The organism is Methyloversatilis sp. S146-33, from assembly GCF_059552495.1.
Map to the genome: position 1 here is coordinate 329,682 of NZ_JCANOT010000026.1, position 19,477 is coordinate 349,158.

Here is a 19,477-nt window from a genome sequence, read left to right on the forward strand (position 1 = left end):
GACCCCTTGTTCAGAACAGGAAATAGCGCTGCGCCATCGGCAACGCGGCGGCCGGCTCGCACACCAGCCGCTCACCGTCGGCGCGTACCTCGTAAGTTTCTGGATCGACGTCGATCTCTGGCTGCCAGCCGTTCAGCACCATGTCGGACTTGCGGATGGTGCGCGTGTTGCGTACCGGTTCCAGTCGTTTGGCGAGGCCCAGGTCGCGTACGGCCGGGTTGTTCAGCGCCGCCTGCGACACGAAGGTGAGCGAGGTCTTCAGGCCGCCGGCGTAGCTGCCGAACATCGGCCGGTAGTGCACCGGTTGCGGTGTCGGGATGGAGGCGTTCGGGTCGCCCATCGCGGCGGCGGCGATCATGCCGCCCTTGAGGATCAGGCTGGGTTTGACGCCGAAGAAGGCCGGGCGCCACAGCACCAGATCGGCCAGCTTGCCCGGCTCGACCGAGCCGACGATGTGGCCGATGCCGTGCGTGATCGCGGGGTTGATCGTGTACTTGGCGATGTAGCGGCGCACGCGGAAATTGTCGGCGGCCGGCGAACGCCCCTCGGGATCGCTCAGCGTGCCGCGCTGGATCTTCATCTTGTGCGCCGCCTGCCAGGTGCGGATGATCACTTCGCCGACGCGGCCCATGGCCTGCGAGTCGGACGACATCATCGAAAAGGCGCCGAGGTCATGCAGGATGTCCTCCGCCGCGATCGTCTCGCGGCGGATGCGGCTTTCGGCGAAGGCCACGTCCTCGGCGATGGCGGCGTCGAGGTGGTGGCACACCATGAGCATGTCGAGGTGCTCGTCTATGGTGTTCACCGTGTAAGGCATCGTCGGATTGGTCGATGACGGCAGCACGTTGGGCAGACCGGCCGCACGCAGGATGTCCGGCGCATGACCGCCGCCCGCGCCTTCGGTGTGGAAGGTGTGGATGGTGCGGCCCTTGAACGCGTCCATCGTCGTTTCGACGAAGCCCGATTCGTTCAGCGTGTCGGTGTGGATGGCGACCTGCACGTCCATCTCTTCGGCCACCGACAGGCAGGTGTCGATCGCCGCCGGCGTGGTGCCCCAGTCCTCGTGCAGCTTCAGGCCGATCACGCCGGCCTCGATCTGTTCGCGCAGCGGCGCCGGCTGCGATGCGTTGCCCTTGCCGAGAAAACCGAGGTTCATCGGAAAGGCGTCGGCCGCGGCCAGCATCGAGTGGATGTGCCACGGGCCCGGCGTGCAGGTGGTGGCGAAGGTGCCGGTGGCCGGGCCGGTGCCGCCGCCCAGCATCGTCGTGACGCCGGACATCAGCGCCTCTTCGATCTGCTGCGGGCAGATGAAGTGGATGTGGCTGTCGATGCCGCCGGCGGTGACGATCATGCCTTCGCCGGCGATGATTTCGGTGCCCGGGCCGATGACCAGCGTGACCGCCGGCTGGATGTCCGGATTGCCGGCCTTGCCGATGCCGGCGATGAAGCCGTTCTTCAGACCGATGTCAGCCTTGACGATGCCCCAGTGGTCGACGATGAGCGCATTGGTGATGACGGTGTCCATCACCTCCGCCGCGCAGCGCTGGCTCTGGCCCATGCCGTCGCGGATCACCTTGCCGCCGCCGAACTTCACTTCCTCGCCGTAGACCGTGTAGTCGCGCTCGACCTCTATCCACAGCTCGGTGTCGGCCAGCCGCACGCGGTCGCCGGTGGTCGGGCCGAACATTTCCGCATAGGCCTGCCGGCTGATGCGCGTGCTCATGCGTCGATCAGTCCTTGAACATGCGACGTGCGGCCTTCGCGCGCCGGCGCATCATCAGCCCGCCAAGGCCGCCGATGAGCGCTGCCGCGATCAGCAGCGCCACGTGGTCCGGTTCGCTCATCAGGTGCAGCAGCGCGTCGCCGACGTTGCCGTGGTGCTCGCCCGGATGGGCCCACGCGACGCTGCTCCATGCCAGTGCCAAAGTCATCAGTGCCTGCATCATTGCTGTTCTCCCTGTGTGTCGAGCGGGCCCTGTACCCGTCCCTTGAATCCGAAAACCCTGCGTTCGCCGGCCAGCGCGACCAGCTTTACCGTGCGCATCTGTCCCGGCTCGAAGCGCACCGCGGTGCCGGCCGCAATATCGAGACGGAAGCCGCGCGCCGCGGCGCGGTCGAACAGCAGCGCGTCATTCGTTTCCGCGAAGTGATAGTGCGATCCGACCTGCACCGGCCGGTCGCCGCTGTTGCGCACGTCCAGCGTGACGGTGTCACGGCCGGCGTTCAGTTCGATGTCGCCGTCGGCGACCTGCATCTGTCCTGGAATCATCGTGTTCCTTCCCGCGCCCGTCAGCCCGAACGCGCACCAAAACGGTAATCGCGCCCGGCCTTGGTGCCGTCGCTCACCGTTTCGGCATCGCCGCGGCGATCGAGCATTTCACGCACCAGCAGCAGGCTCACCAGCAGTTCCTCGTCATCGGCGCGCTCCTCAATGTCGGCCAGCGTGCGCGTGCGGTAATCGAGATCGGTGCGCAACGCGTCGAGGTTTACCGACTCGCCCAGGCTGCGCCGCACGCCCAGCTTGAAGCGCGCGAGGCGGCGCGCCAGTTCCATGTCGTCGTCACTCATGGGCGGCTCTCACGGTATCGGGTGATGAACGGTGACCAGCTTGGTGCCATCCGGGAAAGTGGCTTCCACCTGTATGTCCGGAATCATCTCGGCTACGCCTTCCATGACGTCGTCACGGCTGAGCAGCGTCGTGCCGTGGCTCATCAGTTCGGCCACGCTGCGGCCGTCGCGCGCACCTTCCATGATGGCGGCGGTGATGTAGGCGACCGCTTCCGGGTAGTTGAGCTTCAGCCCGCGCGCACGCCGGCGTTCGGCCAGCAGGGCGGCGGTGAAGATGAGCAGCTTGTCCTTCTCGCGCGGTGTCAGTTCCATTTTTTCTTCTGTGCGTGTGCCCGTCATGTGTTCCAGATGCGCGGCGTCTGCGCGGCTCGGCCGGTCATGGCCGGCCGTATCAGCGCCCACAGATGCACGAACCATGCCCGCGCCGCCTGCGTGCAGTCGCCGCGGTAGCGGGCGAGCAGCAGGCCGGGCAGCCGGGTCACGCCGGACTGGCCCTGTGGTGCGGGGACGGCGCGGCAGGCGGCGAGCAGTGTGGCGTCGGCGTCGATGCCGGCGGCGATCAGCGTGCCGAACACCGGTGCGCCGGCCAGTCCGGCGGCCGACTGCAGCAGTGGCGCGCCGGCGGCGAGTCGCGCCTGTTCCAGCCACAGCGTGCGGCCGTCGCGGGTGATGCGGGTGTCCAGTGCCAGTTCGCCGCGCTCGAAGCGTTCGCCGCTGGCGGTGCGGCCCATACACCACAGGTCCATGCCGATGAAGCGGCCGTCGCTCGCCAGGTCGATGTGGTTGCGCGCCTGCGCTCGCGCGCCGTCGAACACGATGGCGTCCTGCGGAAGCCATTCGACGACAGCGCCCGCGCCGACGCGCAGGTACAGGTCCGAGCGCGCCTGCGGACCGGCGCTGCGGTACCACTTGGTGGCGCCCGGCGTGGTGATCAGCGCGTGCGCGCCGGGGCCGGCGTCGAGTTCGACCTGCAGTGCGTCGCCGCCGGCGATGCCGCCCGGCGGGTGCAGCAGCAGCGTATGGCAGACCGCGTCGCCCTCCGGATAGAGCGGCTTCTGCACGCGCAGCGGGCCGCTGTGCTCGCGCCGCGCCAGCACGGTGCGTCCGTCAAGTGCGCGATAGCCGAGCGCGATGCGGGCTTGCCAGCCGGCGTCGCTGCCGGCGTCTGGTGTCGGGGTGTGCATGAGGACGTGTCAAAAATCGCGGCACGGCCGGAACCGGCCACCGCTTTGCCGACACAAAGCACGACGTGTGCCGAACACCACAGCCTACGCCGATTGCGAGGAGCTTCGATGACCTGTCCGACCCCTGTCTGCAGACTGTGCGCGCCGCTGCTGGCGCTGCTGCTCTTCTGTGTCGTGCCGGTTGCGGCCAGCGACGACGCACCGCCCGGCCTGCTCGACCGCGTGCCGGTGGCGGCGCGCACCGTGTTCCAGCTGTACGCCAAGAGCGAGCGCGGCACGTCCAGCGGTTCGGCGGTGATGGTCGGCCCCGGTCTGCTGGCGACCAGCTGCCACGTGCTGAACGACGCCACGCACGCGGTCGTCGTGCAGACCGGCGAGGCGCTGCAGGTATCGCTGGTCGCCGCCGACTGGCGGCGCGACCTGTGCATCCTGAAGTCGGACATCATCACCACGCGCGCGGCGCCGCTGATTCCGGCCAGCCAGGTGCGCAAGAAGGACGTGGTGTTCAGCCTCGGCTTCACCGGCGGCCGCTTCGCCTACGACCTCGGTGAGGTACGCCAGCTGTACGGGATGGACGGCAGCCGCGTACTGCGCGGCAGCGCCGCCTTCGCCGCCGGCGCCTCGGGCGGCGGCCTGTTCGACGCCGAAGGGCGGCTGGTCGGCATTCTCACCTTCTACAAGCTGAGCAGCGACAAGAGCATGTTCTTTGCCATTCCGGCCGACTGGGTGCCGGAGGTGCTGGCGCGCGGCGTGCAACCGAAGACGGCAGACGCGCGCCCGTTCTGGGCCGACGCCACCGATGCGCGTCTGCCCTTCCTGCAGGCGGTGCAGTACGAACACGAAGGTCGCTGGGACGCGCTGGCGCAGCACGCGCAGCTGTGGCTGGCACGCGAGCCGGACGCGCCGGAGGCGCGGGATACGCTGGAACAGGCGCTGGCGCGCGCGGGTGGCGTACCGCGCTGATCAGCGCGGCAGCCTGGCGATGTAGAGGCCACCGTCCAGCTTCTGCACGATGCCCTGGCTGCCCAGCGGTGCCCACGTCAGTGCGTGCGCCGTCGCGTCGTAGCCGATGCGCTGTGGCGAAGCCGGCGTGCCGACAACGAGACGTCCGGGGATGTCGCCGGCGCGCACGCCGTCGCGGATCAGCGCGGCCTGCAGCGCCACCATGCGGCCCACCGCCTGCGTGTCATACAGGCGCAGCAGGTAGTCGCCGTAGTCGGTGGTGGCCAGTGTCAGCAGCAGCCGGCCCGCCGGGTTGTGCAGCGCGCGCGACAGGTCGCCGTAGTCCGCCGCGTCCTGCAGGAAGGTGCGGTTCTGCGCCTGCATCGCCGCCAGCCGCGCGTCGTGCGGACCAGCCAGCGCAGCGTCGAGCGCTGCCGCGTGCGTCGCCCAGTCGTTGAGCGTCGCGTCGCGCTTGTAGAAGGCGGGCAGCAGCAGCTGTTCGAGCAGCGACGGCGATTTGCCGTCGGCGAACACGGCGTCCGTCCGGCCGCTGGGCAGTGCGTTCATCGTGGCGGCCATCCAGCTCGCTTCCTGCCGGATGGCGCCGCGCAGATCGAGTTCGGCGTCGCTGGCGTCGGCCAGCAGCGGCGCGAGCTGTGCTGCGTCCGTAACCGTATCCGGCCAGCGATGCAGCCATTCGCCCAGCACCGTCAGATGCACGCGCAGGTGGCTGGTGCCGACCATCTTCTGAATCAGCGACGCGTCGGGGGCGGCCAGCAGGCGGCGCAGGAAGCCGGTCTGCGCGGCCAGGATGTCGAGCGCGCGTGCGCTGTCGTCGTTCTCCATCGCCACCGTCGCCTCGGCCAGCCTCAGGCGCAGCAGACCGGCAAGCGGACCGTAGGCGGTGAGCGGGGCGTCCGGGTGCGCCAGCATCTGCGCCTGGAAGCGCGGCTGCGCGACCATGGCGTCCAGCCGGTCGAGCGCGGCGCGGTGCGCGTCGGACAGCGCGACGATCTGCGCTGCCTGCGCCAGCCAGCGCTCGACGCAGGCGCCGTGCGCCGGATCGCACAGCGCCTGCGTGTCGGGCAGCGGCAAGGCGTCGGCCGGCAGTTCGGGCGGCTGATACGGGCCGGCGTCGGCGCGGGCGAAGTGCTCGCGCGCGTGCGCAAGCCGCGCACGACCGAAGGCCGCACTGTCGCTGCCGGCCGGCGCGCGCAGGCCTTCGAGCAGCAGCGCGCCATTGCCGCTTTCGTCGATGGCGGGGGGCGCGTCGAGCAGGGCCTGCGCGGGCGCGCTGCGCGTGGCGTCCGGCAGCAGCCAGGCGATGGCGATCAGCAGCACCAGCAGGGTGACGGCCGCGACGATGCCGGCGACCAGGGCGCGCAACAGTCGCTGGGCGACCGGGCGGCGATGTTTAGTGGAGGTTTTCATCCGGTCCCGCCCCTGAATGTATGGCCGGATTCTATGCCGGCTTGGTGACGCTGATGCCGCGCCGCCGTCAGTCGTCCAGCCCGAACAGGGCCTGGATCGCGCGCAATTCCTCGGCCGACTGCGCCAGCGCATCGACGCAGACCGGGTCCAGCTTTCCGTCGTCGGCCATGCGACGCAGTTCGGCCAGCGCGTCCTCGTTGCGCCACGGTTTCTTGTACGGTCGCTCCGAGGTCAGCGCGTCGAAGATGTCGGCAACCGCGACGATGCGCGCTTCGAGCGGGATCACCGCGCCACGCAGGCCGCGCGGGTAACCGCTGCCATCCAGCCACTCGTGGTGGTGGCTGACGATGTTGCGCAGGATGGACAGGTAGGGTGTTGCCGCCAGACCCGCTTCGTGCATCACCTCGTCGATCAGCTGCACGCCCAGTTCGACGTGGCCCTGCATGGCCAGCCGCTCGTCCGGGGTCAGGCGGCCGGGTTTCAGGAGCACGCTGTCCGGAATGCCCACCTTGCCGATATCGTGCAGCGGCGAGAACAGATACACGTGCTCGATGAACTCGTCGCCGACACCGAAGTGCGCGGCGACGCGCTGCGCGATCAGCCGGCTGTAGCTGGACATGCGGTCGAGATGGCGACCGGTTTCGATGTCGCGCAGATGCGCCAGCCCGCGCGCCACCTTCACCATGCCTTCGACCGCGTGCGACAGGCTGAACACGTTCAGCACCGACAGCCGGCACAGCTGAACGTAGATCTGCAGTTCGTCCGGCAGCCGGCCGTCGAAGGCACCCGGCTTGCGCGAATCGAAGAACAGGAAGCCGAGCAGCGTACCCGACTGGTAAAGCGGCACCGTGTAGCTGCTGCGATAGCCGTGTGCCAGCAGCCAGGCGGTGTGTTCGCCGTGCGGCAGCGGCAGCTGGGTGAAATCGTGGATGACGCGAGATTCGCGCTTGCCGGCCAGTTCGAGCAGCGACGGCACCTGTGCCAGCGGCCGCTCGTACAGCGACAGCGGATCGGCCACGTCGCTGCTGTTCACATAGGTCTTCAGCACGTCGTGGCGCGCGTCGTACAGCGTGATGGCGATGCGGTGTACCTGCGGGTGATGCTGACGCACGCGCCCGTGCAACCACTGCATCTGAGCGGTCAGCGATCCGCCGCTGTCGTCATCCAGGGTTTCGAATGAAACCGTGTCGTTCATGGCCGTGCTCCGGAATGCGCGGTGGCCTTGGCGCCGCGTTCTCGTTCGTCGTCTGGGTCTGCCGCGCGTCGTGTGCGCGTCGACGTGCGCAGCCTACACCGTGCGCTGTGCATCTGTCATGCCGGGTGCGGGTGAAACAATTGTGTCAGCGCACGCGCTGAAGATGTTCCGGCAGATCAATGTCGCGCAGCACGCCGTCGTCACCGGCTTCGATCAGCTGTACCGGATGCGTGCGCAGCAGCTCGCGCGCACCGCTGTCGCCGTGCAGCGCAGCCAGTACCGCGCCGTGTGCGGCGCCGAAAGCGACCGGGTGGCCGCGCTGGCCGTCGCAGGCCGCGGCGGCGATGCGCTCCGGCCGGTCGATGGCGGCAGCGACCGCGCGGATCGTGTCGACCGGCAGCCAGGGCATGTCGGCCAGTGCCACCAGCCAGCCATCGGCGCCGGCGCTGTCGCCTACCGCGTATGCGAGCGCGCTGCCCATGCCCGCTTCGGCGTTGCAGCTTTCCAGTACGCGGCAGCCGGCGTCGCGCAGTTCCGCCGCCAGCGCTTCATGGCCGGGGCGGATGACCGCGATACTGCCCGGCAGCGCGGTGCACAGTGCGTGCGCAGCGTGCCAGGCGACGCTGCGGCCGTCGGGCAGCGTGGCCAGCAGCTTGCTGCTGCGGCCGCTCGGGTCGAAGCGCCGGCCGTAGCCGGCGGCGAGCAGGACGCCCTGGATCATTGCGTGAACGGCGGATGGCCGGGGTACGGCGTGCCGGCGCGCCGGACCGACGACGGAGGGGGGTGCCGTCTGCCCGGCGGCCGTACGCCGTTCGTGGTCGCGCCCGCTGGGGCGGGCGCGAGATTCAGTTCGGACCGAGCGTGCACGACGACAGCGTGTCGGCCGCGATGTCGAGCGCGGCCTTGGCGTCCCGCACGTTCAACAGACTGTCGGCGGCGGCGCCGTTCTTCATCGCCACCAGTTCGGCGGCGATCGACACCGCGATCTCGGCCGGCGTGCGGCTGCCGATGTACAGACCGGCCGGGCCGCGCAGGCGGTCGATCTGTGCCTCGCTGAGGTCGAATTCCTTCAGCCGTTCGCGGCGCACGTCGTTGTTGCGGCGCGAGCCGAGCGCGGCGACGTAGAAGGCGGGCGACTTCAGTGCTTCCATCAGCGCCAGATCGTCCAGCTTGGGGTCGTGCGTCAGCGCGATCACCGCGGTGCGCGCGTCCGGCTGCATCGCCATCACCACGTCGTCCGGCATGTCGCGCGTCAGCGTGGTGCCGGGCACCGTCCACTCTTCGCTGTATTCCTCGCGCGGGTCGCACACGGTGACCGCGAAATCGAGCGAACTGGCGATGCGCGCGAGGCTGCTCGACAGCTGGCCGGCACCGATCAGCAGCAGTCGGTAGCGCGGGCCGAACACGCTGATCAGCGTGTGGCCGTCGAAATGCAGCGCCTGGTCGGCGTGGCCGGCGTGCAGCGTGGCGCGGCCGCTGGCCAGATCGAGGCGGCGTGTGAGCAGTTCGCCGCGACCCAGGCGGGTCAGCAGATCGTCCAGCGCACCGGCATCGGCCAGCGGTTCCAGCACCAGCTGCAGCGTGCCGCCGCAGGGCAGGCCGAAGCGGCGTGCCTCGTCGGCGGTGACGCCGTAGCTGACCGAGTGCGCCTCGGTCGGCAGGCCGTCGCGGCGCAGCCGGTAGATGAGGTCGTCCTCGATGCAGCCGCCGGACACCGAACCGACCGCGCGGCCGTCGTCACGCAGCGCCAGCAGCGCGCCGGGCGGGCGCGGCGACGAGCCCCAGGTGCGCACCACGGTCGCCAGCATGACGCGGTGGCCGTCGCGCAGCCAGTCGCGGGCGCGGGTCAATACTTCGAGATCAAGGCTGTCCATATTCCATTCCTTCATGACGCGGGCGGCGTGCCTGAGCGGCCGCCCGCGGGCGCGATGCGCCGGTCAGGCCTGCAGCTGTTCGCCGATCGGCAGCGTGTGGATCACCTTGCCGGTCGCCGCACGCAGCGCGCTCGCCAGTGCCGGGGCCAGCGGCGGCACGCCCGGTTCGCCGACACCGGTGGGCGCGGCGGCCGACTTCACGATATGCACCTCGACCTTGGGCATTTCGTTGATGCGCAGCACCGGGTAGTCGTTGAAATTGGACTGTTCGACCACGCCGTCCTTCAGCGTGATCGAGCCGGTCAGCGCGGCGGCCAGCGCGTAGCCGATGCCGCCTTCCATCTGCGCCTTCACCACGTCCGGGTTAACGACCACGCCGCAATCGACGGCGCAGACCACGCGGTCGACCTTGAAGCTGCCGTCCTTCTGCACCGTCACCTCGACCACTTCGGCGACGAAGCTGTTGAACGATTCATGTACGGCGACGCCGCGGCCGCGCGTAGCACCGTCGGCGGCCGGTGCCAGCGGCTTGTTCCAGCCGGCCTTGTCGGCGGCCAGCTTGAGCACGCCGGCGTGGCGCGGGTGCTTCTTCAGCAGCGCCATGCGGTAGGCCACCGGGTCCTTGCCGGCGCTCTGCGCCAGTTCGTCGATGAACAGTTCGGTCGCGTAGGCGGTATGGGTCGAGCCGACCGAACGCCACCACTGCACCGGCACCTTCACGTCGGCGTTGGTGGTGTGCAGATCCACGTTCAGATTGGGAATGGCGTAGGGCAGTGTGGACGCGCCCTCGACTGAGGTGATGTCGACGCCGTCCTTGACCAACATCGGTTCGAACGGCGAGCCGGCGATGATGGACTGGCCGACGATGCGCTGTTGCCAGGCGACCGGCATGCCCTTTGCGTCGAGCGCGGCGCGCACGCGGTGCAGGTAGATCGGGCGATAGAAGCCGCCGCGCATGTCGTCCTCACGGCTCCACACCAGCTTGACCGGTGCGCGGCCATTGATCGCCTTCACGATCTGCGCGGTTTCGAGCAGGTAGTCCGACTGCGGGTTGGCGCGGCGACCGAAGCTGCCGCCGGCATACACCATGTTCAGCTTGACGCGGTCGGCTTCGATGCCGAGCGTCTTGGCCAGCGAGAACTGATCGACCGTGTGCAGCTGTTCGCCGTTCCACACCTCGCATTCGCCGTTCTCCAGCTTCATGACGCAGTTCAGCGGCTCCATCGACGCGTGCGCCAGATAGGGGAACACGTATTCCGCCTCGATCACCTTGCCCGCCTTGGCCAGCGCGGCTTCGGCGTTGCCGTCGTTGCGTGCGTTCAGCCCGGGCGTCTTCGCGCGTTCGCGGTAGTCGGCGACGATGGCATCGCTGCTGCCGCGATAGGCCTGCGCCTCGTCCCATTCGACCTTGAGCGCGTCGCGGCCCTTCTTCGCGGTCCAGTAGTCGGATGCGAGCACCGCCACACCGTTCGGGATGACGACGACGTCGCTCACGCCCTTGATCGCGCGGGCCGCCTTGTCGTCGACCGACTTCACCCGGCCGCCGAAGCGCGGCGGGTGGGCGACCACGGCGACCAGCATGCCGGGAAGCTTCACGTCCTGGGTGAAGGTGGCGCGGCCGGTGGTCTTGGCGACGCTGTCCACGCGCGGTGCGCTGCGACCGATCAGCGTGAAGTCCTTCGGATTCTTCAGCTTCACGTTGGCCGGCACCGGCAGTTGCGCCGCCGCCTCGGCCAGTTCGCCGAAGCCGGCCTTGCGGCCGCTGGCGGCGTGCGACACGACGCCGTTCTTCACCGTGATCTGCGACGCTGGCACCTTCCACTGCTGCGCGGCGGCGGACACCAGCATGGCGCGTGCGGTGGCGCCGGCGCGGCGCATCTGTTCGTAGGAGTTGGCGATGGCGGTGCTGCCCCCGGTGCCCTGCGCCTTCCAGAACAGGTTGCTGTAACGCTTGGCGTCGGCCGGTGCGCCCTCGACCGTCACGCGCGACCAGTCGGCGTCCAGTTCCTCGGCCACCAGCGTGGCCAGGCCGGTGTAGACACCCTGGCCCATTTCGAGGTGCTTGGACACCACGGTGACCGTGCCGTCGGTGCCGATGCGCAGGAAGGCGTTCGGCGAGAACTCGCCATCGATCATCGCGCTGCCGGCGTGACCGGGGCCACCGACCTCGGCCAGTGCGACGGTCGGCGCGACGATGGCCAGCGCCAGTCCGGCGCCGCCCTTGAGGAAGCCGCGGCGGGTGGTCTGGAATGCATTCTCGATGCGGAAATTCATCTGTGCGCTCCTCAGGCCAGGGACTTGGCGGCTTCGTGGATGGCCGCGCGGATGCGGACATAGGTGGCGCAGCGACACACGTTGCCGCTCATCGCGGCGTCGATGTCGGCGTCGGTCGGCTTCGGGTTCGAAGCGAGCAGCGCGGTGGCCGACATGATCTGGCCGGACTGGCAGTAGCCGCACTGCACCACGTCCAGCTTCTGCCAGGCGGCCTGCACGGCGGCACCGACCTTGGCTTCACCGACCGATTCGATCGTGGTGATCTTCTTGCCGGCGACGGCCGACAGCGGCGTCACGCAGGAGCGCGTGGCCTGGCCGTCGACGTGCACCGTACAGGCGCCGCACATGGCGATGCCGCAGCCGAACTTGGTGCCGGTCATGTTCAGGCCGTCGCGCAGCGCCCACAGCAGCGGGGTGTCGTCGGGCAGGTCGACCGCGACGTCGCGGCCATTCAGATTGATCGTTGCCATGGTTGAGCCCTCATCGATGGCGGTCGGGCCGCCGGTGGTGGTTGGAATGCGCGGGCAGCGCCCGCAGTTCAAATGGAAATCAGGTGGTCTTCAGCTGGCCGGCGATCGGCAGCGTGCGCACGCGCTGGCCGGTGGCGGCGAACACCGCGTTAACCACGGCCGGAATCGCCACCGAGGTGCCGGGTTCGCCGACGCCGCCGGGCGCTTCGGCGCTGGGCACGATGTGGACGTCGATCCGCGGCGCTTCGTTCATCCGCATCATGCGCACGTCGTGGAAATTGCTCTGCTGCACGCGGCCGTCGGCCAGCGTGATCTCGTTCCACAGCGCGGCGGTGAGGCCGAACATGATGCCGCCCTCCATCTGCGCCGCAACGGTGAGCGGATTGACCGCAAAGCCGCAGTCGATGACACAGGTGACGCGACGCACGCGCACTTCGTTGTCGGCATTCACCTCGACCTCGGCGACCTGGGCGACGCGGCTGCCGAACACGTGCATCAGCGCGATGCCGCGGCCGGCGCGCGTGCCGGCCGCGGCTTTCAGCGGCGTGCCCCAGCCGGACTTCTCCGCCGCCAGGTCGAGCACGGCGCGCGTGCGGGTGTCCTTGATCAGCGCGCGGCGGTAGGCCACCGGGTCCTGTCCGGCGGCCGCCGCCAGCTCGTCGATGAAGCCTTCGACCACGAAGCCGTTGCGGGTGGGGCCGACGCCGCGCCAGAAGGCGGTCGGCACCGCCGGCGGCTCGACCTGCTGGTACTCGACCTGCATGGCCGGAATGACGTAGGGCAGTTCGACCGCGCCGTCGACAGCGTCCGGATCGATGCCGTCCTTGAAGGCCGGCGGGAAGAAGCGCGCCATAATGGAAGAACCGGCGATGCGGTGCGTCCACGCCACCGGCATGCCCTTCGCGTCGAGCGCGGCGCTGATGCGGTCCAGATAGGGCGGGCGGTACATGTCGTGCTGGATGTCCTCTTCGCGCGTCCATACGACCTTGACCGGACCGCGCACCTGCTTGCCGATGGCCACCGCCTGGGCGATGAAATCGACTTCCAGCCGGCGGCCGAAGCCGCCGCCCAGCAGGTGGTTGTGGATGCGCACCTGTTCCGGCTTGAGGCCGGCCGTCTGCGCGGCCACCGCCTGCGCGATGCCCGGCACCTGGGTACCGACCCAGACGTCCAGACCGTCGGCTTTCAGGTCCACCGTGCAGTTGATCGGTTCCATCGTCGCGTGCGCCAGCATGGGCTGGCGGTAGATGGCGTCGATGCGGCGTGCGCCGGTCTTCATCGCGGCCGCCGCATCGCCTGTCTTGTGAGCGACCGCGCCCGGACCTTCCGACGATTTCTCAAGGTGGGCGAAGATCTGCGCGGTATCGAGCTTGGCGTGCGCGCCGTCCTTCCAGCGCGGCGCACAGGCGGCGAGACCCTGCTTGGCGGCCCACATGTGGTCGGCCACAACCGCCACCGCATTGTCCAGTTTCACCAGCTGGCGCACGCCTTTCACCTTCAGCGCGGCCGCTTCGTCGGCACCGGCCAGCGTGCCGCCGAACACCGGCGAAGCGGCGACGGTGGCCACCTTCATGCCGGGCAGCACGACGTCGATGCCGAAGCGGGCGCTGCCATTCACCTTGCCGGCGGCGTCGATACGCCGCACTGGCTTGCCGACCAGGCGGAAGTCCTTCGGGTCCTTCAGCGTCACGGCGGCCGGTACCGGCAGAGTGGCGGCGATATCCACCAGTTCGCCGTAGCCGGCGCGGCGCCCGCCGGCTGCGTCGATCACCGCACCGTCGCGCGTGATGAGCCTGGCAGCATCGGTATTCCACTTCTTCGCCGCGGCCTGGACCAGCAACGTGCGCGCGGTGGCGCCCGCTTCGCGCATCGGCTTCCAGGCGCCGCGTATCGAGGTCGACCCGCCCGTGATCTGGGCGCCGATGATGGGGTCGGCGTACTTCGGATCGGGCGGCGCATGCTCCAGTCGCACCGCGTCCAGCGGCACGTCCAGTTCTTCGGCGATCAGCTGCGGAATGGCGGTGTAGGTGCCCTGGCCCATTTCGACCTTGTGCATCACCAGCGTGACCACGCCGTCGCGATCGATGCGGATGAAGGCATTCGGCTCGAAACGGGCACCGTCGGCGGCCAGTGCGCGTGCGCCCGGCAGGTTCAGTTCGATCAGCAGGCCGCCGCCGGCGGCCGCGCCCAGCTTCAGGAAGCTGCGCCGGCTCAGGCCGGTGCTGGGGGCAATCATGTTCATGGGGATCCCTCCGTACCGCGGAAGCCCGCGGGCGAATCGAGCGACGCATCGGAGCGAGGCGTCGTTGCGCTCGCTCACCTGGGCAGGGTGTGCGCTTGCTTTGCGCACGACACAGTGCGAAACATAGTCGCTTTGTTTTTTTAGATCGACTGGGTAATCTTTCAAGCCATATGAAGCAGAACTTCAAACTGGAGCCGGCCATGCTGCCGGCGCTGAGCGCCTTCGAATGCGTCGCGCGGCATGCGAGCTTCACCCGGGCGGCGGCCGAACTGGGCGTGTCGGCATCGGCGCTGTCGCAGAGCGTGCGCACGCTTGAACAGCGGCTGGGGGTGCGCCTGCTCACCCGGACGACGCGCAGCGTGTCGCTGACCGAAGAGGGCGAACGCTTCTACGACGGCGTGCGCGTCGGGCTGGATGAACTGGGGGCGGCGCTGGACAGCCTGGCCCAGTCGCAGGGCCGGGTCACCGGCACGCTGCGCATCAATATGCCGCGCCCGGCCTACCGGGTGCTGATCGCGCCGCATCTGGCCGGATTCGCCGTGCGTCATCCGGACGTGCAACTGGAACTGGCGCTCGATGATGGCCTGGCCGACATCGTGGCCGAGCGCTTCGACGCCGGCATGCGCATGAGCGACACGATAGAGGCCGACATGGTGGCGGTGCGCATCGGCGGGCCCAACCGCATGATCACCGTGGCTGCGCCGGACTATCTGGCGCAGCGTCCGCCGCCGCTGTCGGTGGACGATCTCGGCCGCCACGAATGCGTGCGCTACCGCTACGCGTCGAGCGGTCGCACGATGCGCTGGATATTCCAGCGCGACGGCCGGCCGCTCGAGGTCGAGGTCGATGGCCGCTACATCGTCAACGACGCCGACGCCGAAATCGATCTGGCGCGCCGCGGGCTGGGCATGGTGCAGACGCTGGATTCGCTGGTGGCCGACGATCTTGCGCGCGGCACGCTGCGTGCCGTGCTGACCGGTGTCGCGATGCCGATGTCGGCGATACACCTGTATTTCCCGAGCCGGGCACAGATGCCGGAACGTCTGCGCGCCTTCATCGACTACTTCCAGCAGGCGAACGAGGCGCGCTAGCGTGTCCTCACGGCAGGCTCTGACAGTCCGCTAGCGCCCGCGCAGTCTTGGCGTGCGCGCCAGCACCAGATTGGTCACCGTCAGCGCGCCGCCCGCCTTCAGCACGCGGGCGACCTCGTGCAGGCTGGCACCGGTGGTGAGCACGTCGTCGATCACCGCGACATGCAGTCCGGCGACCTCGGCGCGCAGCGCAAAGGCGCCGCGCACATTGCGCCTGCGCTGTGACCAGGCGAGGTCGCGCTGCGGCGGCGTGTCGTGCAGGCGTTCCAGGCCGAAGGCGTCGAAGCGCAGCCCTGCATTCCGAGCCAGCACGCGGCCGATCTCGACCGACTGGTTGAAGCCGCGTTCGGCCAGCCGCCGCGGATGCAGCGGCATCGCCAGCAGCAGGTCGGCCGGCGGCAGGCCCAGCGACTGCAGTGCGTCGGCGAACAGCCCGGCCAGCGGCAGCTGGGCGCGGAACTTCAGCGCGTGGATCAGCCCGTCCGCCGGCTCGGCGTAGGCCCACACGGCCAGCGTCGCGTCGAAGGCCGGCGGCTGCTTCAGGCAGCGGCCGCACACCTGCGCCGTCGGCACCGGCAGCGCGCACACCGGGCAGTGCGCGGCCGGCAGCCGCGGCAGATCGTCGTGGCAGCCGGCGCACAGCAGAGCGTTGCCGGCCGGCAGGCCGCACAGTCGACAGTCCTGCGGCAGCAGCAGGTCAAGCACACGGCGCGCCGTGCCTCCGATCACGCGCTGCAACATGAAGGACCTGTTTTCGAAGAAAATGGCGGCTTCGCCGTTCCGGCGCATTCGCGTGCGCCCGTCTTGTACCCATGCACACCCAGGTCATCCATCTGCCGCCGTCCTCCCGTTCGCAAGCGCCCCAGCGCTGGACCACCGAACAGGTCGAGGCGCTGTACGCACTGCCGTTTGCCGATCTGATGTTCCGCGCACAGACGGTACATCGCGAGAACTTCGATGCCAATGCCATCCAGCGGTCCACGCTGCTGTCGATCAAGACCGGCGGCTGTCCGGAAGACTGCGGCTACTGCCCGCAGTCGGTGCGCTACGACACCGGCGTCACCAGCCAGGAGCTGATGCCGATCGACGAAGTGCTCGAAGCGGCCCGTGCCGCGAAGGACGCCGGCGCCACCCGCTTCTGCATGGGCGCGGCGTGGCGCGGCCCGAAGGACCGCGACGTCGAGAAGGTGGCCGAAATGATTTCGGCGGTGAAGGGCCTCGGTCTGCAGACCTGCGCCACGCTCGGTCTGCTGCGCGAGGGTCAGGCCGAAAAGCTGAAGGAAGCCGGCCTCGACTACTACAACCACAACATCGACACCGCGCCCGACTACTACGGCGAGGTGATCGGCACGCGCACCCAGGAAGACCGCTTCGACACGCTGGAAGCGGTGCGCGAAGCCGGCATGAATGTGTGCTGCGGCGGCATCGTCGGCATGGGCGAATCGCGCCGCGCGCGCGCCGGCCTGATCGCCACGCTGGCGTCGATGGACACGCCGCCGGAATCGGTGCCGATCAACAATCTGGTCAAGGTCGAGGGCACGCCGCTGGCCGATACGCCGGATCTCGATCCGTTCGAGTTCGTGCGCACCATCGCCGCCGCACGCATCACGATGCCGAAGAGCTATGTCCGCCTGTCGGCCGGCCGCGAGCTGATGAGCGACGAAATGCAGGCGATGTGCTTCCTCGCTGGCGCCAATTCGATCTTCTACGGCGACAAGCTGCTCACCACCGGCAATCCGCAGGCCGAGAACGATCGCAGGCTGTTCGAGCGGCTGGGTATCCGTTCGACGTGAGCGCCGCTCGGCCGCCCGAAGGCGCTCAGCCCTCCCTCGGGGAGGTGTCGCGCAGCGACAGGAGGGTCGTCTAATGCCTCAGGAGTCGGCAATCACCTCGTCCGTTCCGCCTGATTTCGCGCTCGATGCCCGCGCGGTTGCGCGCGGCTTCGAGCGTGCCGCCGTACGTTTCGACAGCGCCGCGGTGCTGCACCGTGAGGTCGCCCGGCGGATGGCCGAGCGGCTCGATCTGGTCACGCTGAAGCCGCAGCGCCTGCTCGACCTGGGCTGTGGCAGCGGCGCCGACCTGCAGCCGCTGCGCGCGCGCTACCCCGACGCGCTGATGACCGGCCTCGACCGCTCGGCAGCGATGCTGGCACAGGCGGCCACCCGCACGCCGCGCTGGCGCCGCTGGCTGCCCGGCGTGCTGGGCGGCAGCCAGACCGCAGTCGTGCAGGCCGACATCGCGCGGCTGCCGATCGCGCCGCGCAGTCATGACATGGTGTGGTCCAATATGGCGCTGCACTGGCTGCCCGATCTGCCGGGCGCATTGCGCGAGGTGCAGCGTACGCTGCGCGTCGGCGGCCTGTTCATGTTTTCGATGCTGGGCCCGGACACGCTGCAGGAACTGCGCGCGGCACTGGTCGAGGCGGGACTGCCCGGGCGGGCGCATCGCTTCATCGACATGCACGACGTCGGCGACATGCTGGTCGAGGCCGGCTTCGCCGAGCCGGTGATGGACATGGAGCACATCACGCTCACCTTCGCGTCGCCGGCCGACCTCTATCGCGATCTGGTCGACACCGGCAGCCTGGCCGCGCTGGCCGCGCGCCCGCGCGGGCTGCTGACGCCGCGCGCGCGTCAAAGGCTGGACGCGGCACTGCTGCGCCGGCTCGACGACGGCCGTCTGCCGGCGACCATGGAAATCATCTACGGACACGCCTGGCGCGGCGAGCCGAAGCAGACCGAAGACGGTCGCGCCATCATCAAGTTCGAGCGCAGAGGCCGGCGATGAACGAGAGGTCGGCTGCCCGGTTGAGCAGCAAGCGGCGCACCTTGAAGCCGCGTAATCCGCTGGCCACGGCGGCGCTGATGCGCAAGGGCGGCGAGCACGCGCGCACCGACAAGAAGGCCGGCCGTGCCCGCCAGAAGGCGGCCTGGCTGAAATCGCGCGACGAGTGAGTGCGACCGCCGGCACCGCGCGCCTGACGCTGCTGATGTGCGCGGCCGAGGTGCTGGGCATGACCAGCCTCGCCGCCTATCCGTCCTTCCTGACCGAGCTGTCGGCGCTGTGGTCGCTCAGCGGCGCCGAGGCGGGCTTCATCGGCGGTGCCTTCTTCTTCGGCTACATGGTGGCCGTGCCCTTCCTGTCCGGCGCCACCGACCGCGTCGACGCGCGCCGGGTGTTCGTGCTGTCCAACCTGCTGATGGCGCTCGGCATGATCGGCTTCGCCTTCGCCGCGCACGGGTTGTGGAGCGCCGCCTTCTTCCAGGCGCTCAGCGGCGCCGGGCTGGCCGGTTGCTACATGCCCGGCCTGCGCGTGCTGGCCGACCGCGTGCCGCACGATGCCGGTACCCGCCACATCGCCTTCTACACGTCGAGCTTCGGCATCGGCACCAGCGCCGCGCTGCTGCTGGCCGGCGTGCTTGGCCGTCACTTCGGCTGGCACATCGCGGTGGCGCTGATGGCGATCGGTCCGCTGCTGGCGGCCGCGCTGGTCTGGTTGCGCGTCGGTCACGTCGCGCCGCCGGCCGCTCACGAGGCGCGCTGGTTGCCGCGTTTCGGTCCGGTGCTGGCGCATCCGCGCGTGCGCAGCCTGGTCAGCGGCTATGCCGTGCATTGCTGGGAACTGTTCGGCCTGCGCTCCTGGCTGGTCGCCTTCATCGCGTTTGGCTGGACGCTGTCGGCGAGCGCGCCCTGGCTTTCGCCGACCGAGGCGGCGGCGCTGGTCATGCTGCTGGGGCAGCCGGCCAGCATACTGGGCAACGAGGCGGCCAGCCGCATCGGTCGCCAGCGCTGGATCGTCTGGATGATGATCGCCTCCGGCCTCATGTGCTGGGTCGCCGGGGCCGCGGCCGGCGGGCCGTGGTGGCTGCTGCTCATCCTGCTGTCGCTGTACAACGTGACCGTGATGGCCGATTCGGCCTCTCTCACCGCAGGGCTGGTCCACGCCGCGCCAGTGGCGCAGCGCGGCGCGGCGATGGCGCTGTACTCGCTGGGTGGCTTCGGCGCCGGCTTCGTCGCGCCGCTGGTATTCGGTGCCGCGCTCGATCTCGCTGGCGGTACGACCGTCCCGCTGGCTTGGATGTTCGGCTTCGGCACGCTGGGTGCGGGCTGTCTGCTGTGGGCGATGTTCGGACGCCGGTCGGCGTAGTTCCTTCGGATCATCTCAGCGGGCTTTCGCAGCCACGCGACGGTCATGCTGACGCTCTA

Annotated in this window: 20 protein-coding genes; 6 read left to right on the forward strand and 14 right to left on the reverse strand. The window is 69.5% G+C overall.

Features of this window, described 5'->3' with window-relative positions:
* Positions 1-10: 10 nt before the first annotated feature.
* The 6 genes from ureC to AC51BJ_RS11095 are packed head-to-tail and all read right to left on the reverse strand — an operon-like array spanning position 11 to position 3,752.
* Positions 11-1,723 (reverse strand): urease subunit alpha, encoded by a 1,713-nt coding sequence (gene ureC / locus AC51BJ_RS11070; protein ID WP_496280245.1) that lies wholly within the window; start codon positions 1,721-1,723, stop codon positions 11-13.
* Between the two features lie 7 nt (positions 1,724-1,730).
* Complete coding sequence (locus AC51BJ_RS11075; RefSeq protein WP_304009907.1) at positions 1,731-1,946, reverse strand: hypothetical protein; 216 nt, start codon at positions 1,944-1,946, stop codon at positions 1,731-1,733.
* Positions 1,943-2,269, reverse strand: a complete 327-nt coding sequence (locus AC51BJ_RS11080; RefSeq protein ID WP_304004439.1) for an urease subunit beta — start codon at positions 2,267-2,269, stop codon at positions 1,943-1,945. The genes AC51BJ_RS11075 and AC51BJ_RS11080 overlap by 4 nt, the downstream gene beginning before the upstream one ends.
* Positions 2,270-2,289: 20 nt before the next feature.
* Positions 2,290-2,568 carry a hypothetical protein gene (locus AC51BJ_RS11085; RefSeq protein WP_430435417.1) on the reverse strand — a complete coding sequence of 93 codons (279 nt, stop codon included), beginning with the start codon at positions 2,566-2,568 and terminating at the stop codon, positions 2,290-2,292.
* Between the two features lie 9 nt (positions 2,569-2,577).
* A complete protein-coding gene (locus AC51BJ_RS11090; protein ID WP_019916378.1) occupies positions 2,578-2,880 on the reverse strand; it encodes an urease subunit gamma in 303 nt (100 codons plus the stop codon).
* A gap of 23 nt (positions 2,881-2,903) precedes the next feature.
* A complete protein-coding gene (locus tag AC51BJ_RS11095; RefSeq protein ID WP_496280246.1) occupies positions 2,904-3,752 on the reverse strand; it encodes an urease accessory protein UreD in 849 nt (282 codons plus the stop codon).
* 108 nt (positions 3,753-3,860) lie between these two features.
* Between AC51BJ_RS11095 and AC51BJ_RS11100 the strand changes: the two genes are divergently transcribed.
* The gene (locus tag AC51BJ_RS11100) at positions 3,861-4,715 is read left to right on the forward strand and encodes a S1 family peptidase (protein ID WP_496280247.1); all 855 of its coding nucleotides are present in this window, start codon (positions 3,861-3,863) and stop codon (positions 4,713-4,715) included.
* Here AC51BJ_RS11100 and AC51BJ_RS11105 read toward each other — a convergent pair whose 3' ends face one another.
* The 7 genes from AC51BJ_RS11105 to AC51BJ_RS11135 form a co-directional block, all read right to left on the reverse strand.
* The gene (locus AC51BJ_RS11105; protein ID WP_496280248.1) at positions 4,716-6,125 is read right to left on the reverse strand and encodes a hypothetical protein; all 1,410 of its coding nucleotides are present in this window, start codon (positions 6,123-6,125) and stop codon (positions 4,716-4,718) included. It lies immediately after the preceding gene.
* Between the two features lie 67 nt (positions 6,126-6,192).
* Complete coding sequence (locus tag AC51BJ_RS11110) at positions 6,193-7,320, reverse strand: HD domain-containing phosphohydrolase (RefSeq protein WP_496280249.1); 1,128 nt, start codon at positions 7,318-7,320, stop codon at positions 6,193-6,195.
* A gap of 145 nt (positions 7,321-7,465) precedes the next feature.
* Complete coding sequence (locus AC51BJ_RS11115; RefSeq protein ID WP_496280250.1) at positions 7,466-8,041, reverse strand: nucleotidyltransferase family protein; 576 nt, start codon at positions 8,039-8,041, stop codon at positions 7,466-7,468.
* 124 nt (positions 8,042-8,165) lie between these two features.
* On the reverse strand, positions 8,166-9,194 hold the full coding sequence (locus AC51BJ_RS11120) for an XdhC family protein (RefSeq protein ID WP_496280251.1): 1,029 nt from the start codon (positions 9,192-9,194) through the stop codon (positions 8,166-8,168).
* Positions 9,195-9,257: 63 nt separating this feature from the next.
* Complete coding sequence (locus AC51BJ_RS11125) at positions 9,258-11,468, reverse strand: xanthine dehydrogenase family protein molybdopterin-binding subunit (protein WP_496280252.1); 2,211 nt, start codon at positions 11,466-11,468, stop codon at positions 9,258-9,260.
* A gap of 11 nt (positions 11,469-11,479) precedes the next feature.
* Entirely contained in the window at positions 11,480-11,938 is a 459-nt protein-coding gene (locus AC51BJ_RS11130; RefSeq protein WP_296813707.1) for a (2Fe-2S)-binding protein, read from the reverse strand.
* Positions 11,939-12,017: 79 nt separating this feature from the next.
* Entirely contained in the window at positions 12,018-14,180 is a 2,163-nt protein-coding gene (locus tag AC51BJ_RS11135; protein WP_496280253.1) for a xanthine dehydrogenase family protein molybdopterin-binding subunit, read from the reverse strand.
* A 170-nt stretch (positions 14,181-14,350) separates the two neighbouring features.
* Between AC51BJ_RS11135 and AC51BJ_RS11140 the strand changes: the two genes are divergently transcribed.
* Positions 14,351-15,271, forward strand: coding sequence for a LysR family transcriptional regulator (locus AC51BJ_RS11140; RefSeq protein ID WP_496280254.1), 921 nt, complete (start codon positions 14,351-14,353; stop codon positions 15,269-15,271).
* A gap of 30 nt (positions 15,272-15,301) precedes the next feature.
* Here the strand turns inward: AC51BJ_RS11140 and AC51BJ_RS11145 are convergent, their stop codons facing one another.
* On the reverse strand, positions 15,302-16,012 hold the full coding sequence (locus tag AC51BJ_RS11145) for a ComF family protein (protein ID WP_496280255.1): 711 nt from the start codon (positions 16,010-16,012) through the stop codon (positions 15,302-15,304).
* A gap of 71 nt (positions 16,013-16,083) precedes the next feature.
* Here AC51BJ_RS11145 and bioB point away from each other — a divergent pair, with 71 nt between their 5' ends.
* The 4 genes from bioB to AC51BJ_RS11165 all read left to right on the forward strand — a co-directional run bounded on the left by bioB (position 16,084) and on the right by AC51BJ_RS11165 (position 19,418).
* The gene (gene bioB / locus AC51BJ_RS11150; protein WP_304026828.1) at positions 16,084-17,064 is read left to right on the forward strand and encodes a biotin synthase BioB; all 981 of its coding nucleotides are present in this window, start codon (positions 16,084-16,086) and stop codon (positions 17,062-17,064) included.
* A gap of 73 nt (positions 17,065-17,137) precedes the next feature.
* The gene (locus AC51BJ_RS11155; protein WP_496280256.1) at positions 17,138-18,058 is read left to right on the forward strand and encodes a methyltransferase domain-containing protein; all 921 of its coding nucleotides are present in this window, start codon (positions 17,138-17,140) and stop codon (positions 18,056-18,058) included.
* Complete coding sequence (locus AC51BJ_RS11160; RefSeq protein ID WP_430435402.1) at positions 18,055-18,225, forward strand: hypothetical protein; 171 nt, start codon at positions 18,055-18,057, stop codon at positions 18,223-18,225. Before AC51BJ_RS11155 ends, AC51BJ_RS11160 begins: the two co-directional genes overlap by 4 nt.
* A complete protein-coding gene (locus AC51BJ_RS11165; RefSeq protein ID WP_496280257.1) occupies positions 18,222-19,418 on the forward strand; it encodes an MFS transporter in 1,197 nt (398 codons plus the stop codon). The genes AC51BJ_RS11160 and AC51BJ_RS11165 overlap by 4 nt, the downstream gene beginning before the upstream one ends.
* Positions 19,419-19,477 lie beyond the last annotated feature (59 nt).

Excerpts from the sequence above, each read along its gene's own strand:
- AC51BJ_RS11125 (WP_496280252.1), bottom strand. The coding sequence starts at position 11,468 with ATGAATTTCCGCATCGAGAATGCATTCCAGACCACCCGCCGCGGCTTC.
- AC51BJ_RS11115 (WP_496280250.1), bottom strand. The coding sequence starts at position 8,041 with ATGATCCAGGGCGTCCTGCTCGCCGCCGGCTACGGCCGGCGCTTCGAC.
- AC51BJ_RS11085 (WP_430435417.1), bottom strand. The coding sequence starts at position 2,568 with ATGAGTGACGACGACATGGAACTGGCGCGCCGCCTCGCGCGCTTCAAG.
- AC51BJ_RS11080 (WP_304004439.1), bottom strand. The coding sequence starts at position 2,269 with ATGATTCCAGGACAGATGCAGGTCGCCGACGGCGACATCGAACTGAAC.
- AC51BJ_RS11075 (WP_304009907.1), bottom strand. The coding sequence starts at position 1,946 with ATGATGCAGGCACTGATGACTTTGGCACTGGCATGGAGCAGCGTCGCG.
- AC51BJ_RS11130 (WP_296813707.1), bottom strand. The coding sequence starts at position 11,938 with ATGGCAACGATCAATCTGAATGGCCGCGACGTCGCGGTCGACCTGCCC.
- AC51BJ_RS11120 (WP_496280251.1), bottom strand. The coding sequence starts at position 9,194 with ATGGACAGCCTTGATCTCGAAGTATTGACCCGCGCCCGCGACTGGCTG.
- AC51BJ_RS11155 (WP_496280256.1), top strand. The coding sequence starts at position 17,138 with ATGCCTCAGGAGTCGGCAATCACCTCGTCCGTTCCGCCTGATTTCGCG.
- AC51BJ_RS11160 (WP_430435402.1), top strand. The coding sequence starts at position 18,055 with ATGAACGAGAGGTCGGCTGCCCGGTTGAGCAGCAAGCGGCGCACCTTG.
- AC51BJ_RS11090 (WP_019916378.1), bottom strand. The coding sequence starts at position 2,880 with ATGGAACTGACACCGCGCGAGAAGGACAAGCTGCTCATCTTCACCGCC.
- AC51BJ_RS11100 (WP_496280247.1), top strand. The coding sequence starts at position 3,861 with ATGACCTGTCCGACCCCTGTCTGCAGACTGTGCGCGCCGCTGCTGGCG.
- AC51BJ_RS11135 (WP_496280253.1), bottom strand. The coding sequence starts at position 14,180 with ATGAACATGATTGCCCCCAGCACCGGCCTGAGCCGGCGCAGCTTCCTG.
- AC51BJ_RS11095 (WP_496280246.1), bottom strand. The coding sequence starts at position 3,752 with ATGCACACCCCGACACCAGACGCCGGCAGCGACGCCGGCTGGCAAGCC.
- AC51BJ_RS11140 (WP_496280254.1), top strand. The coding sequence starts at position 14,351 with ATGAAGCAGAACTTCAAACTGGAGCCGGCCATGCTGCCGGCGCTGAGC.
- AC51BJ_RS11110 (WP_496280249.1), bottom strand. The coding sequence starts at position 7,320 with ATGAACGACACGGTTTCATTCGAAACCCTGGATGACGACAGCGGCGGA.
- bioB (WP_304026828.1), top strand. The coding sequence starts at position 16,084 with ATGCACACCCAGGTCATCCATCTGCCGCCGTCCTCCCGTTCGCAAGCG.
- ureC (WP_496280245.1), bottom strand. The coding sequence starts at position 1,723 with ATGAGCACGCGCATCAGCCGGCAGGCCTATGCGGAAATGTTCGGCCCG.
- AC51BJ_RS11105 (WP_496280248.1), bottom strand. The coding sequence starts at position 6,125 with ATGAAAACCTCCACTAAACATCGCCGCCCGGTCGCCCAGCGACTGTTG.
- AC51BJ_RS11145 (WP_496280255.1), bottom strand. The coding sequence starts at position 16,012 with ATGTTGCAGCGCGTGATCGGAGGCACGGCGCGCCGTGTGCTTGACCTG.